At 61.9% G+C, this 13,453-nt stretch carries 12 protein-coding genes; 4 read left to right on the top strand and 8 right to left on the bottom strand.

Annotation, left to right across the window (positions count from 1 at the left end):
* Positions 1-41 precede the first annotated feature (41 nt).
* On the top strand, positions 42-875 hold the full coding sequence (yghU, locus tag BLU46_RS06185; RefSeq protein WP_063031905.1) for a glutathione-dependent disulfide-bond oxidoreductase: 834 nt from the start codon (positions 42-44) through the stop codon (positions 873-875).
* Positions 876-884: 9 nt separating this feature from the next.
* Here yghU and BLU46_RS06180 read toward each other — a convergent pair whose 3' ends face one another.
* From BLU46_RS06180 to BLU46_RS06170, 3 genes are all read right to left on the bottom strand, one after another.
* Positions 885-2,165, bottom strand: a complete 1,281-nt coding sequence (locus BLU46_RS06180) for a cation:dicarboxylate symporter family transporter (protein WP_093199888.1) — start codon at positions 2,163-2,165, stop codon at positions 885-887.
* Positions 2,166-2,256: 91 nt separating this feature from the next.
* Entirely contained in the window at positions 2,257-3,465 is a 1,209-nt protein-coding gene (locus tag BLU46_RS06175) for a pyridoxal phosphate-dependent aminotransferase (RefSeq protein ID WP_093199884.1), read from the bottom strand.
* Positions 3,466-3,476: 11 nt separating this feature from the next.
* Complete coding sequence (locus BLU46_RS06170) at positions 3,477-4,142, bottom strand: RraA family protein (protein WP_093199879.1); 666 nt, start codon at positions 4,140-4,142, stop codon at positions 3,477-3,479.
* A gap of 117 nt (positions 4,143-4,259) precedes the next feature.
* Here BLU46_RS06170 and BLU46_RS06165 point away from each other — a divergent pair, with 117 nt between their 5' ends.
* Positions 4,260-5,156, top strand: coding sequence for a LysR family transcriptional regulator (locus tag BLU46_RS06165; RefSeq protein WP_063031899.1), 897 nt, complete (start codon positions 4,260-4,262; stop codon positions 5,154-5,156).
* A gap of 819 nt (positions 5,157-5,975) precedes the next feature.
* Here BLU46_RS06165 and BLU46_RS06160 read toward each other — a convergent pair.
* Positions 5,976-6,368: a hypothetical protein gene (locus BLU46_RS06160; RefSeq protein ID WP_231988882.1), complete on the bottom strand. Its 393-nt coding sequence runs from the start codon at positions 6,366-6,368 to the stop codon at positions 5,976-5,978.
* 104 nt (positions 6,369-6,472) lie between these two features.
* Between BLU46_RS06160 and BLU46_RS06155 the strand changes: the two genes are divergently transcribed.
* Positions 6,473-7,396 carry a LysR family transcriptional regulator gene (locus BLU46_RS06155; protein ID WP_093199873.1) on the top strand — a complete coding sequence of 308 codons (924 nt, stop codon included), beginning with the start codon at positions 6,473-6,475 and terminating at the stop codon, positions 7,394-7,396.
* Here BLU46_RS06155 and BLU46_RS06150 read toward each other — a convergent pair.
* Entirely contained in the window at positions 7,299-8,003 is a 705-nt protein-coding gene (locus BLU46_RS06150; RefSeq protein WP_093199868.1) for a TetR/AcrR family transcriptional regulator, read from the bottom strand. The two genes, BLU46_RS06155 and BLU46_RS06150, sit on opposite strands and share 98 nt — an antisense overlap.
* Positions 8,004-8,127: 124 nt before the next feature.
* On the opposite strand from BLU46_RS06150, the gene BLU46_RS06145 reads away from it, so the two are divergent.
* The gene (locus BLU46_RS06145; protein WP_093199863.1) at positions 8,128-9,351 is read left to right on the top strand and encodes an MFS transporter; all 1,224 of its coding nucleotides are present in this window, start codon (positions 8,128-8,130) and stop codon (positions 9,349-9,351) included.
* A 1-nt stretch (position 9,352) separates the two neighbouring features.
* Here BLU46_RS06145 and BLU46_RS06140 read toward each other — a convergent pair whose 3' ends face one another.
* From BLU46_RS06140 to BLU46_RS06130, 3 genes are all read right to left on the bottom strand, one after another.
* Entirely contained in the window at positions 9,353-11,899 is a 2,547-nt protein-coding gene (locus BLU46_RS06140) for a fimbria/pilus outer membrane usher protein (RefSeq protein WP_093199859.1), read from the bottom strand.
* 86 nt (positions 11,900-11,985) lie between these two features.
* Positions 11,986-12,732 (bottom strand): fimbrial biogenesis chaperone, encoded by a 747-nt coding sequence (locus BLU46_RS06135; protein WP_063031888.1) that lies wholly within the window; start codon positions 12,730-12,732, stop codon positions 11,986-11,988.
* A gap of 73 nt (positions 12,733-12,805) precedes the next feature.
* Positions 12,806-13,408, bottom strand: a complete 603-nt coding sequence (locus BLU46_RS06130; protein WP_063031886.1) for a fimbrial protein — start codon at positions 13,406-13,408, stop codon at positions 12,806-12,808.
* Positions 13,409-13,453: the final 45 nt, after the last annotated feature.

The raw sequence follows: 13,453 nt of genomic DNA, 5'->3' as shown, positions 1-13,453 counted from the left end.
ACCGTTAGTTGTTGTGAACATTGAATCCAAGGAGTAGTGGCATGACTGATTACGTACCGCCAAAAGTCTGGACCTGGAAAACCCAAAACGGCGGCACCTTCGCCAGCATCAACCGGCCCATCGCCGGTGCGACCCACGACAAGGAATTGCCGGTTGGTCGTCATCCGTTGCAGCTGTATTCCCTGGCAACGCCCAATGGCCAGAAGGTCACGATCCTGCTGGAAGAGCTGCTGGCCCTGGGTCACAAGGGTGCGGAATACGATGCGTGGTTGATCAAGATCGGTGACGGCGACCAGTTCGGCAGTGGCTTCGTCGGCGTGAACCCGAACTCGAAGATTCCCGCGCTGCTGGACCGCAGCGGGCCCAAGCCGATTCGAGTGTTCGAGTCCGGGGCGATCCTGCAATACCTGGCCGAGAAGTTCGGCGCGTTCCTGCCCACGGAACCGGCGGCCCGTGCCGAGTGCCTGTCGTGGTTGTTCTGGCAGATGGGCAGCGCGCCGTACCTGGGCGGTGGGTTTGGGCATTTCTATGCCTACGCGCCGACCAAGATCGAATACGCCATCGACCGCTTCGCCATGGAAACCAAACGCCAACTGGACGTGCTGGACAAGCAACTGGCCGAGCACGAATACATCGCCGGCGACGAATACACCATCGCCGACATGGCGATCTGGCCGTGGTACGGCGGCCTGGTGAAAGGCCGCTTGTATGAGGCGGGGGAGTTTCTCTCGGTGCAGGATTACAAGCACGTCGTGCGCTGGGCCAACGCCATCGAAGCACGGCCGGCGGTGCAGCGAGGGCGCCGGGTCAACCGCGTGTCGGGCGATCCTTCAGAGCAACTGCGCGAGCGTCATGACGCGTCGGACCTCGACTGACAACAGCGCTTACTGTGGTGAGGGGCTTGTCCCCTTACCACAGGTTTCAGCAGTGCCCTCACGGCGCTCCCACTTGGCGATCACCAGCGGTGTCAGGGCATTGCCCAGCACATTCAACGCAGTGGTCGGCATTTCCATCAGGCGATACACCCCGGCGATGAAGGCGATGCCCTCCAACGGCAAGCCCGCACTCGCCAGGGTCGCCGACAGAATCACGAACATGAACCCCGGCACCCCGGCCGCGCCCTTGGACGTCAGCACCATGGTCACCACCAACAGTGCCTGGTCGCCCAGGCTCAGGTCGATGCCATACAACTGCGCCACGAACAGCGTGCCGATCCCCAAAAACAGCGACGCACCGTCCAGGTTGAACGAGTACCCCACCGGCACCACAAAGCTCACCAGCGAAGGCGGCACGCCGTAGGTTTCGAGCTTCTTCATCAGTTGCGGCATCACCGCCGCCGAGCTGGCGGTGGAGAACGCCAGGATCAGTTCGTCCTTGATATGCCGCATCAACGCAAACAGGTTGATCCCGCACAGCCGCGCCACCAGGTTGAGCACCACCAGCACGAAGAACGCAATCGACACGTAGCTGACCATGATCAACTTGGCCAACGGCAGCAGCGAACTGAACCCGAAGTTGGCCACGGTCACTGCGATCATTCCGAACACGCCGATGGGCGAGTAGGCCATGATCATCGACGTGACCTTGAACATCGCCTCCGACACCCCGCGCAGCAGGGCAATCACCGGGTCTTTGCGCTCGGCGGGCAAGCGCGACACCCCGAGGCCAAACATCACCGCGAAGAACAGCACCGACAGCAGGCTGCCCTGGGCCATGGCGTTGATCACGTTGTCCGGGATGATCCCGACAATGATCTGCCCCAGGCTGTGGCCGCCACCGGTGCTACTGGTGGGCAAGGTCACGGCGTTGGCTTTCAGGCTGGCCAGTTCAGTGCCGGCGCCCGGCTGGAGCAGGTTGCCCATCACCAGCCCGACGATGATCGCCAGGGTGGTGATGCAGAAGAAATAGCCCAGGGACTTGACCCCGATGCGTCCCAACGATTTACCGTCACCGTGCCCGGCGATGCCCACCACCATGCAGGCAAACACGATGGGCACGACGATCATCTTCATCAGCTTGATAAAGATATCGCCCGCCGGTTGCAGCAGGTTGTCCACCAGCCACGGCCGGGATTCGGGAAAACGGTGCAGCAGGGCACCGATGGCGATGCCGGCGAGCAGGCCGATCAGGATTTGCCAGACCAGCGCGATGCGGGGCTTGTGCATGGGAATGCCTCATTTATATCAATGATTATGAGTGTTGTTCTAGGCAGTCAATGAGCGGCCATCCCTGGCCGCCGTGTGGGGCGGGTATCCGTCAGCGCAATCGATGGCACGCTTCATTCAGGCGACGGCAACCTTCTTCAATCACTTCAAGCGAGCTGGCGAACGACAGCCGGATGTAAGGCGACATGCCGTACGCCGCACCACTCACGGTGGCCAGGCCGTATTCCCGCAGCAGGTACTCGGCCAGTTGTGTGTCGCCGTCGATCCGCTCGCCGTGCGGGGTGGTCTTGCCGATCAATCCGGCGACGTTGGCGAACACGTAGAACGCGCCATCCGGCGGGGTGAAGCTCACGCCGGGAATCTCTTCGAGCAGGCCCAGCATGCGTTCGCGGCGTTGCTGGTACACCTCGCGCATGCCGGCGATGGGCGCCTGGTCGCCGGCGAAGGCGGCAACTGCGGCAGCCTGGCTGAGGGAACTGGGGCAGGTGGTGGTTTGCGAAAGCAACTTGGCAATGGCCGCGATCAGCCACGCCGGACCAGCCCCGAAACCCAGGCGCCAGCCGGTCATGGCATAGCCCTTGGAGGCACCGTTGACGATCAACGTGCGCGGTTTCAGGTCCGGTGCGAGTCGGGTCAGGGACACGTGGCGGGCACCGTCGTAGACAAAGTGCTCGTAGATCTCGTCGGCCATGATCAGCACATGGGGATGACGCCGCAGCACCTCGGCCAGGGCCAACAGCTCGGCTTCGTTGTACACCGCGCCACTGGGGTTGTTCGGGCTGTTGAGGATCACCCATTTGCTGCGCGGGGTGATCGCCTGTTCCAGGGCTTGCGGCGACAGCTTGAACCCCAGTGACTCATCGCCGGGAATGATCACCGGCGTTGCGTCATTCAGCCGTGCGATGTCCGGGTACGACACCCAATACGGCGTGTGCACGATGACTTCGTCGCCGCGATTCAGGGTCGCCGCCAGGGCGTGATAGATGATGTGCTTGCCACCGCAACCTGCAATCACTTCGTCCAGTCCATAGTCCAACTGGTTATCACGCTTGAGCTTGAGGCAGATCGCCTGGCGCAGGGCGAGGGTGCCGCTGGTGGCGGTGTAGTGGGTGTCGCCACTGTGCATCGCGACACTGGCTGCTTCGAGGATATGCGCGGGCGTATCGAAGTCCGGCTCGCCCACGGTGAAGTTGACGATGTCCCGGCCCTGGGCGCGCAGTTCGCTGACCAGTGCGTTGGCGGCGATGCTCGGGGAAGGCGCAATGCCCAGCACCCGATCGGAGAGAAATGCAGTGCTCATGATGTTCCCCTTCAACCTGCCAGGCCGGCCTGCTGCAGCACCTTGTCGATCCAGCTCTGGTGCACCGCACCGCTGGAGATTTCGGCTTTGACTTCCTCTTCGTGGGCCGCGTGTTGAGCCGCCTTGCGCAGTACTTCGGGGGCGTCGGCCTGGGAGAAGGCGACCAGGCCGTCTTCGTCACCCACCAGTACATCCCCCGGGTTGATCAGCATGCCGCCGATGGACACCGGCACATTCACCTCGCCCGGGCCGGTCTTGTAAGGCCCGCAATGCACCACGCTGCGGGCATAACAAGGCGTGTCCTCGAAGCTCGCGACATCACGGATCGCCCCGTCAATCACAAACCCCACGCAGCCGCGTTGCTGGGCGTAGAGTTTGACCAGTTCGCCGATCACCGCGTTGTTGGTGTCGCCCTGGGCGTCCACCACCAGCACATGGCCCGGCTCGAGCATGCTCAAGGCCTTGTAGATCAGCAGGTTGTCGCCGGGGCGGGTTTTCACCGTGAGCGCGGTACCCACCAGCTTGCCGGTGCGGTTGTAGCGGTTCAGCCCGCGGGCGCCGATGTGCCGGCCGAGGTTGTCGCTGATGTGCGGGGTGACCACGTGAGTAAAGGCTTCAAGTACTTCGGCGGAAGCCAGCGGTGGGTTGGGGAGGATGCGGGAACCGGGCAAGGACATGGCTGTAACTCCGATTGATCTTATGGGTCTGTGGCTAGATCTTAGGAGCGATGAAGAAGCAGTTTTAGCGATATTTTATTATCTGATAGGATCGCTTTTTCTCATGGGAGGTGGCCGATGATCACGTTCAAGCAAATCGACGCGTTGTACTGGATTGCCGAGCTGGGCAGTTTCGAGGCGGCGGCGAACAAGCTGAACATGTCGCAGTCGGCGATTTCCAAGCGCATCCAGGAGTTGGAAGAAACCTTCGATGTCGAGATTTTCGACCGCAGCAAACGCAATGCCCGGCTGACCGAAAAAGGCGCCGAGTTGCTCGACTACGCCAAGGACCTGCTGGAGCGTCGCGACTACTTGCTGGAGCGGGTCAGTACCCGCGAAGTGCTGGTGCGCAGGTTTCGCCTGGGGGTGACGGAATTGACGGCCTTCACCTGGTTGCCGGCGCTGGTGGAAGCGTTGCGCGAGGCGTATCCCAAAGTGCAGATCGAGCCTTCGGTGGAGTTGAGCAGCGAGCTGTTTCGCAAGCTGGAGAGTGATGAGCTGGACCTGGTGATCGTGCCCGATGCCTACAGTGATTCGCGGTTTCTGAGTACGCCGTTGGGCAGTGTGGAAAACGCCTGGATGTGCGCCCCGTGGTTAGTCAGTGAGCCCGATCCGGTAGGGCTTGAGGCGTTGGCGGGGTATACGGTGCTGACCCAGGGTTCGCACTCCGGGACGGGCCTGCTTTATGAGCGCTGGCTGGCGGCGCATGCTGTGCAGATGCCGCGTAAGCTGACCAGCCATAACTTGCTGGTGCAGGTTGGGCTGGCGCTGTCCGGGGTGGGGGTGAGTTACTTGCCCAAGGCGTGCTTGTCGCATTTGATCGAGCGCGGAGAATTACGCGCATTGGAGACGGAACCGGCGCTGCCCAAGGTTGGGTATGTGGCGTTGCATCGCGGGGATCGGCAGTTTGGCTTGAACCAGAATGTGGCGCAGTTGGCGGTGCAGTGTTGTGATTTTTCGCGGTTGTTGTTTTGAGTGTATATCCGTTATTTGGGTAACGGCTGCTGGCGGTTCCGCTCTTACAGCGGGTCACTTTTGAAAAGCGCAAAAGTAAGCAAAACGCTCTGCCCCGCCTGTCGGCGCCTCGCTTAGGCTCGGCGTTCCCTCACTCCGGCATTGCTCCGCGGGCCGCCGCGACGGGCCATCCATGGCCCGGCGCGGCTAAACCGGCGTCCTGCCGGTTTACCCGCTCCTCAATACCTGCGTTCGGCCTCGGGCTGAATGGGGCAGTCAGATCAAGATCAAAAGCAAGAGCACAGCGGCCTACAGGCCGGCTTGAGTGTTAGAAGCAGAGGCGAGATCGAGAGCGAAAGCAGAGCTGCTTTTCTGTGGGAGCGGGCTTGCTCGCGAAAAACCTGAGACCGCCGCGTTCATCCAGAATGCCCGCATCATCGTTAACGACCTTCGCGAGCAAGCCCGCTCCCACATTTGGACCGTGCCCGCTTTAGCTTCTGATCTTGCTGTTGCTTCACCACACTCAAGCCGGCCTGTAGGCCGCTGTGCCCTTGATCTGCTTTTGATCTTGATCTTAGGCGCCCCGTTAAACCACGCTGGCCGAACGCAGGCTTTGGAGCGTGGGTAACCCGGCAGGACGCCGGGTTAGCCGCGCTGGGCCAAGGATGGCCCATCGCGGCGGCCCACGCTCCAAAGCCTTCGTTCGGGCACACCGAGCCCAAGCGAGGTGCCGAGTGGTGGGGCAAGAGCGTTTTGCTTACTTTTGCGCTTTTCAAAAGTGAGCCGCTGTAAGAGCGGAACCAATAGTAGCCGTAACAAAACCAACGGATATGCCCCCAATCACCGCCCCCAACGCCATATGCCTGACGCCCCGAACCGCTGAGTGAGCCGTTGTTGGCCTACCAGCGGTAAGTCACCGAACTCGTACTGTTTGCCTTCGGTGGGCACAAACACTTGCCCGGCCTTGCTCACACCCGCTACCGGGAAGAACGATTCGCTGTAGCTCAGGTACGGTGCCAGGCCGTTGCCAGCCTTGTACACCAACCCTGCGCGCGAGGTGGTGGCCTCGTCGAACTTGATCTGGTCCTGGAAATACACGCCTTTTTGCAGGGAGTCGATCTGCGAACCACGGTCGGTATTCGGTAATCGGTTGACCACGACCGGCTGGTTGTTGATGGAGTTCGCAAGGTCCAACGACGGAGCATTGCCACGGAAGTTGTGGGCGGTGTGCATGGAATGAAAGCAAGCACGGGCCAGGTAGGGCCCCTATATTTATGCGGCCCTTGCTGATAAATAGAGCGGGTGAATCCCCAAGTAGATACCCGGTGTAATCAATCATGAAGCGCCATTTCGAAGATTTGCAGTTGGGCAGCATCGAGCTGTTCTGCCTGGCTGCCGAGGCCAGCAGCTTTACCGCTGCCGCCCAGGTGGCGGGCGTGACGCCGGCGGCGGTGAGCCGCAGCATCTCGCGGCTGGAAGAGCGCCTGGGTTCCCGGTTGTTTGTGCGCACCACCCGCAGCATCCGCCTGACTGATGGCGGCCGGACATTTTTCGAGCAATGCCGCCAGGCGCTGACGCAACTGGTGGAAGCCCAGCAGGAAATGATGGGCGCGCAATCGGTGCCGTCCGGGCTGTTGCGCATCAGCATCCCGACCACCTACGGCCATCACCGCATCCTGCCGCTGCTGCCGAAATTCCGTGCGCTGTACCCGCAAGTCAGCGTGGATATCCACATCAGCAACCGCAACATCGATTTCGTCGCCGAAGGTTATGACCTGGCCATCCGCGTGCGGGCCCAGCCGGACTCGACGCTGATCGCGCGGTTGCTGGAAGACGCCAGGCTGGTGGTGGTTGCGGCGCCGTCGTATCTGAAGCGTGCCGGCACGCCCCAGGCCCTGGAGGATTTGCCGAACCATGAGTGCATCCAGTACGAATTGCCGAGCAACGGGCGGCGCATTTCCTGGCTGTTCCAGATGGACGGCAAGGAGCGGGAGTTTGCCGGGGAAGCAGGCTACAGCTGCTCTGACGATGTGCTGGGTGGCGTGACCCTGGCCAAGCACGGCGCGGGGTTATTCCAGACCTACAAGTTCATCGTCGAGGAGGAGTTGGCCAACGGCAGCCTGGTGGAGGTGTTGCAGCCTTACGGCGGGCGCTCACGGCCGTTTACCTTGCTGTATCCCCACGGCCGCTATGTACCCCATCGGGTGCGGGCATTTGTGGATTTTCTGCTGGCGCATCGCGCCGAATGGGCGGCGCTGTAGCGGCGGATAAATCCCAGGTCTGCATCAGTTGGCCGATGGCCGTGTCGATGGCGTCAGCGTCGACGCCATCCCGGGCCAGGATCGACACGCCTTGCAGAAAACTGTCGTAGACCGTGGCCATTGCGCGGGCGTGGGTCTCGGCGGGTAACTGGCCGGCGCGAATGCCTCGCTCGACGCAATGCACGATGCCCGCCCGTGTGCGCTCCCGCGACTGAGTCAGCGAATGAGTCACCTGCGCGTTCTCGGGGGAGGGCGCGCTCATCACGCCCAGGGCTACCATGCAGCCTTTGGGATGCCCCTCTTCACACTGCATGCGTGCGGATTGCCGCAACGCCGTCTCGATGGCCTGGCGCGGTGGCAGGCTGTCATCCCAGAGGCATTCGGTGACCTGGGCGAACGTCGCCAGATAACGCTGCACGCACTCCTGGAACAGCGCGTCCTTGGAGCCGAACGCCGCGTAGAAACTCGGCGCGGAGATGCCGCCGCCCAATCCGGCTTTCAACTGGCTCAGGGACGTCGCGTCGTAACCGTGCTGCCAGAACAGGTGCATGGCCTGTTCCACGGCCTGATCGCGGTCGAAAGTGCGGGGGCGGCCCATCTGCGCCATATGGAAATCCTCTCGGGTGATGAGATAAATACTATTCGATACATAAGTCGTTGACAACGCTGCGTGGGGCGCCCAACATTTATATCGATCGGTATTTAAGTCCTCTCGCTCAAGGAGTTTCCCTGTGACCCCCTCAACCACCTTATCGGCAGACGCCGTTCCCGACCGCTTGCCCATCGGCGCCTTGCTCGCCCTGGCCATGACCGGTTTCATCTGCATCGTCACTGAAACCCTGCCGGCGGGCCTGTTGCCGCTGATCAGCGAAGGGCTGGGCGTTTCAGCGTCCATGGCCGGGCAGATGGTCACCGCCTATGCGCTGGGTTCGGTGCTGGCGGTGATCCCGCTGACCATCGCTACTCGCGGCTGGCGTAGACGCAATGTGCTGCTACTGACCATCGTCGGTTTTCTGCTGTTCAATTCCATCACGGCGCTGTCGTCCCACTACGGGCTGACGCTGCTGGCGCGGTTCCTCGCCGGGATGGCCGCGGGGCTGGCCTGGAGTTTGTTGGCCGGCTATGCGCGGCGCATGGTTGAACCGCATCAGCAGGGCAAGGCATTGGCACTGGCCATGGTGGGCACGCCGATTGCGCTGTCACTCGGCGTGCCGCTGGGCACCTGGCTGGGTGGACTGGTGGGCTGGCGCACCACCTTCGGCATCATGTCGGCGCTGACCTTGGTGTTGATCGTCTGGGTGCTGGTGAAAGTGCCGGATTACCCCGGCCAGTCAGCCCATCAGCGTATGCCGTTGCGCAAGGTGCTGACCACGCCGGGCGTACGGCCAGTGCTGGCGGTGGTGATCTCATGGATGCTCGCCCACAACATTCTCTATACCTACATCGCGCCGTTCGTGGCCCCGGCGGGATTGGTGGATCGTGTGGATCTGGTGTTGTTGGTGTTTGGTATAGCGGCGCTGCTCGGGATTTGGGTGACCGCTCGGTTGGTGGATGTGGCGTTGCGCAAGACGGTGCTGGTCAGCCTGGCGGGCTTTGCGGCGACGTGCCTGGCGTTTGGTTTTCTCGCGCAGGTGCCCGGGGTGATTTATGCCGGTGTGGCGGTGTGGGGCTTGAGTTTTGGTGGCGCGGCAACGTTGCTGCAAACCGCATTGGCGGACGCGGCCGGCGATGGGGCAGACGTGGCGCTGTCGCTGAATGTGGTGGCCTGGAACAGCGCCATTGCGGGAAGTGGTGTGGTGGGCGGAGTGTTGCTCGATACCTGGGGTGTGGCGTCATTCCCGTGGGCGATGTTGGTGTTGCTGGCGGTGGGTTTTGCGATTACGTGGGCCGCGCGCAACCATGGCTTCAAACCGGGGCACAGGGCGCACGGCAAGCCCGCCGTCAGCGGGCATTGAGTCAAGGCTGGCACACCAGCCGCTGGCGTTCATAGTTCAACGCCTTGTTCTGCGGGGGCATGGCGAACGCCGCCGTACAGTGCTTGTCACCCCACTTGATCGTAAGGCTGCCCTGGTCTTCCTCCACCAACACCAGTGCGTTGCCACTCGGGTCGGCAATGGCAAGCTGCTTGCCGCTGGCATCTTCCAGTGACGCGCCAAACGCTATCCGCTGGTGCTGTGCATCAAACAATTCGAACAGCACACGACGCCCGGTCTTGCCGCTGTAGCGGGCCAATACCACCGCACCCCGGCGTGGCACCAGTTGTTGGGTGGCCTGGGTGATTTCAACGTCGCCGCCCAGGTCGCGGGTGTCGAGGCTGATCCAGTTTACCCGGTAAGGCTGCGCGTTCGGGATGACGGCGTAGCCATTGCGGCCGGTTTCAACCCCGCTGTAGCTGCTGATTTTTGCGCCTGAAATGCCCGGCACTTCGGCCAGCGCGAAGGTTTCGCTGACGGTTTGCCCCAGGTTGATCCCGCCGGCGTGGGCCACCACTGAGCCTGCGAGGTTGAGGTTTTGCGAGTTGTAGCCACGGCCCTGGCTATATCCCAGGCTGATGTCGGCCATGGAGGTTCTGCTGGTCAGGTTGGCCGAGCCCGAGTTGCCACCGGTGCTGCTGTTGCCGGCCTGCACCGAGTAGAAGGTATCGCTGGTATCGGAAACATAGCCGTTGATCCCCGCCTGGGTGCTTGTGTCGCCTTGCTGGGTGCTGGTGGTGACGAACGCCCGTGGCGCGCGCGCCTGGCTGCCCAAGGGGAAGGAAAACGACAGGTTGAGCTGGGTGTCGGAGCTGGGCGCGCCCCAGGTGACGAGTTGCTTGGTGCGTGTCACACCGAGGTCGTAGCTCAGGTCGCCCCAGTTGTTGTTATAGCCGGCGGAAAAGCTCTGGGAGCCGCCACGGTTCCAATAACGCTGGTCGCTGGCGTTTACGTAGAGGCTGCCGAACTCACGGTTGCGGCCGATGCTTTGGTTGATCGTGAGGTCGGTGCGGGTTTTCGAGTTACCGCTGCGTGCGCGAATGCCTTCACTGATGTCCTCGACGTGGTCGGTGAGGGTCCGGTAACCCTCGGTCGAGTAGCGATACGCGGCCAGGGTGAAGTTGGTGTCGGTGCCGGCGAAGGTCTTTGCGTACAACGCGCGCACGCTGTTGCCCTGGATGGTCTGCCCCTGGGCGGTGCTGGAGGAATGGGTGACGTCCAGGGACACCGCGCCAAACGCCGTATTGCGACCGGCGCCCACGGACAGTGCCTTGTAGTCGTCACTGACCTGCAGGCCGACGATGCCGCTCAGGTTGCTGGTGAGGCCGTAGGCGACGGTGCTGCTGATAAATTGCGGGCTCGCCAGACCGTCGGCGTTGCTGCTGAATTTACCGGCCGAGACGCTGTATTTGACCTGGCCTTCACGCACCATGATCGGCAGGCTTGAGAACGCCTGCATGGTCACGCGGCGGCGGCCGTCGGCTTCGATGATGGTGATTTCCAGGTCGCCGTTCGAACCGCTGGGGTAGATGTCATTGATCTCGAACGGTCCCGGCGCGACGTTGGCCGTGTACAGGATGTAGCCGTTCTGGCGGATCTCTACCGTGGCGTTGGTCTGGGCCACGCCGCGAATCACCGGCGCATAACCGCGCTCGCTGTCGGCGCGCATGCCTTCGTCGGAAGCCAGCTTCAGGCCCCGGTAGCGCACGCTGTCGAACAGGTCGGTATCGGAAAAAATCTCACCGGCGCTGAACTGCCCTTTGAGCGCGGTCACGTCATGCTGCACATAGCTGCGGTTGCTGGTGAAGGTATTTGGGCGCCCGGTGCCATTGCTCAGGTTGGACTCGTTACGCAGGCGCCACGCCCCCAGGTTGATGCCGTTGCGCAGCCCCAGGTTGTTGTTGATGCGCGTCTTGTAGTCGCCAGCGGTGCGGCTGCTATTGAGCTGATAGTTGATAAACGCAGCCGGCACGCCGTCGTCCCACAGTTCTGGGTCGACATAACCACGCATGCCGCGCTGCATCGCGACTTGCGGAATGCTCGCCGCCAGGCGCAGGCGGCTGGCGTCGTAGCGCAGGGTGGCTTGGTCGACCAGCACCGAGAGGTCGTAGCAGTCCTGTGGCAGGTCCGGGTCGAATTTGCCCAGGGCTTGCAGCCGGGTCATGTCGATGCCCAGTTGTTTGAGCAGGTCGAGGGTCAGGCACGGGTCGACGCGGCCGGTCTTGGGGTTGCGCTTGAAGTCGATGTCGCGCCGGCCCACCAGCATTTCGTTGCTGTACAGGTCGACCCGGTAATTGCCGGGTAGCACGCTGCTGGCGGACAGCAACTGTTGCAGGTCCACCGAGGATTGTGCGCCCTGCAGGAAGGTGGTGTTGAAGGCTGCCTGGGAGGGGTCATCAGCAAATGCCCAGGAACTTGCAAAAATCGCCACCGAAAGCGTGCTCAGCTTCAACGGTGTGCAGGTGTTCGACGCGCGGGTTATGCGCTCGCCAGTGTAATGATTGGGCCTGTTGCCTAAAGGAAAAAACATGCAAAGAACCTATATCATCCCTGTTTGACACACAGGCGAGGCACGCGAGTACACACTCGAAGCGAACCTGGGGTTAAGGGAAGTGCTTATGGCTTGGCGCGGGCCTCAATTGCCTTGGCAGCCAAGCGGGTTGAAAGTTGTGCGGTGTATTTATTTTGTGCGCCGTAGTCATTGATGCTGGAAAACGACAGTTGCAATGCGTCGTGGCCGTTAAGTTGTTTAACGCTGAACTGTTTTTCTGCCCCCGGTGCAATCATGGTCGAGTCGGCCGCCAGTTCGGTTTGTTGTCCGGCCTGCAGTTTTATATCGGCCATGGACACGTGATACAGCGTCGGGTTTTTTACCGTCAGCACCAACTCTGCGTCGCGCTTGGCCAGTTGCCATTCCAGTTGCGTGGGCGCTGACAAGGCATTGCCCGGCAAACCGGCGGGGCGGAAAAAGATCTTGATGCGTTGGCGTACGGCCAATTGCAAGGTGTTTTCGGAAGCTGCGGCTTGCGGGATCTCCTGGACGTTGAGCCACACAACGGATTCGCGATCCGTTGGCATGCCCGCGCCCTGGTAGAGAATGCGCAGCAGCTGCTGCTCCTTGGCAAAGATCCGGGCCAGCGGCGGGGTCACGGCGAATGGTGCCGCATTGGCTCGCGCATCGTTGGTGTCGACCCAGGATTGAATCAACACATCCTGGTTACCGTTGCGCACGGTGATATTGGCTTCCTTGTGATCGCCATCAAACACGATGCGCGTGGCACTCAGTGAAATGCTGGCGGCGGCCTGGGCAGCCATGAGCAGGGTCAACAGCCCCAGGCCCGCGGCAATGTAACGAGGCAACATGATTTCTACCGTTGGGTGGTCGGGTGAATGGCGAGGCCCGAAGGCCTCGCACGTATCAGGTACGGCGTACCGGTTACTCGTATTGCAGGATGAACGGCAGTGTGGCGTCACCGCGACCGGCCGTGGAGGTGCCGGTGGCACCGGTGGTGACGTACGCCGCTGCGAAGCTCAGGGTTGCGTCGCCGCCTTCACCCTGGCCGTGCATGGCGCTTTCAATGCGCGCGGTGGATGGAGAGCTGAGGTCGATCAGTGCGCCGTTGCTGTCCAGCAGGGCGATACCGACGTTGGTGGCGCTGCCGTTGCCCGGGTTCAGTGCCAATACTTTCTTGCCGGTGACCAGGCCCGAACCGCCGTTGTTGGCGTCAAAGAGCATCGCCACTTTGGTGCCCTGGTTGCAGTTCACACTGAGATTGAAGTCCTTGGCGGTGATGCGACCCGAGGCCGGGTTCTCGGCGGTGCCCATGTCTTTGATCGAGACGGTGCCCATGTCTACCGAGATCACGCGATCAGCGTTGGCGCCGTCGACCGAGCAGGCATCGTTGTTGATCACGCCGGTGAAGGTGATTTTGCCGCTGCCGCCGGCGGTTGGCTTTGTCACCGGCGGGTCTTCGGCCAATACAGTGCCGGAGGCGGCAAGTACCGACATTGCGATAAGGGCCAGGGAAAACTTCTTCATGATGATGTCCGTTAGTGTGGGTTGGTATACAGGATTGAAACTGCC

Origin of the sequence: Pseudomonas yamanorum (assembly GCF_900105735.1) — a bacterium.
In the GTDB taxonomy this organism is placed as follows: domain Bacteria; phylum Pseudomonadota; class Gammaproteobacteria; order Pseudomonadales; family Pseudomonadaceae; genus Aquipseudomonas; species Aquipseudomonas yamanorum.
This window is presented reverse-complemented; position numbering and strand designations above follow the sequence as displayed.

Coding starts and splice junctions, on each gene's coding strand:
- yghU (WP_063031905.1), top strand. CDS start 42: ATGACTGATTACGTACCGCCAAAAGTCTGGACCTGGAAAACCCAAAAC.
- BLU46_RS06180 (WP_093199888.1), bottom strand. CDS start 2,165: ATGCACAAGCCCCGCATCGCGCTGGTCTGGCAAATCCTGATCGGCCTG.
- BLU46_RS06175 (WP_093199884.1), bottom strand. CDS start 3,465: ATGAGCACTGCATTTCTCTCCGATCGGGTGCTGGGCATTGCGCCTTCC.
- BLU46_RS06170 (WP_093199879.1), bottom strand. CDS start 4,142: ATGTCCTTGCCCGGTTCCCGCATCCTCCCCAACCCACCGCTGGCTTCC.
- BLU46_RS06165 (WP_063031899.1), top strand. CDS start 4,260: ATGATCACGTTCAAGCAAATCGACGCGTTGTACTGGATTGCCGAGCTG.
- BLU46_RS06160 (WP_231988882.1), bottom strand. CDS start 6,368: ATGCACACCGCCCACAACTTCCGTGGCAATGCTCCGTCGTTGGACCTT.
- BLU46_RS06155 (WP_093199873.1), top strand. CDS start 6,473: ATGAAGCGCCATTTCGAAGATTTGCAGTTGGGCAGCATCGAGCTGTTC.
- BLU46_RS06150 (WP_093199868.1), bottom strand. CDS start 8,003: ATGGCGCAGATGGGCCGCCCCCGCACTTTCGACCGCGATCAGGCCGTG.
- BLU46_RS06140 (WP_093199859.1), bottom strand. CDS start 11,899: ATGTTTTTTCCTTTAGGCAACAGGCCCAATCATTACACTGGCGAGCGC.
- BLU46_RS06135 (WP_063031888.1), bottom strand. CDS start 12,732: ATGTTGCCTCGTTACATTGCCGCGGGCCTGGGGCTGTTGACCCTGCTC.
- BLU46_RS06130 (WP_063031886.1), bottom strand. CDS start 13,408: ATGAAGAAGTTTTCCCTGGCCCTTATCGCAATGTCGGTACTTGCCGCC.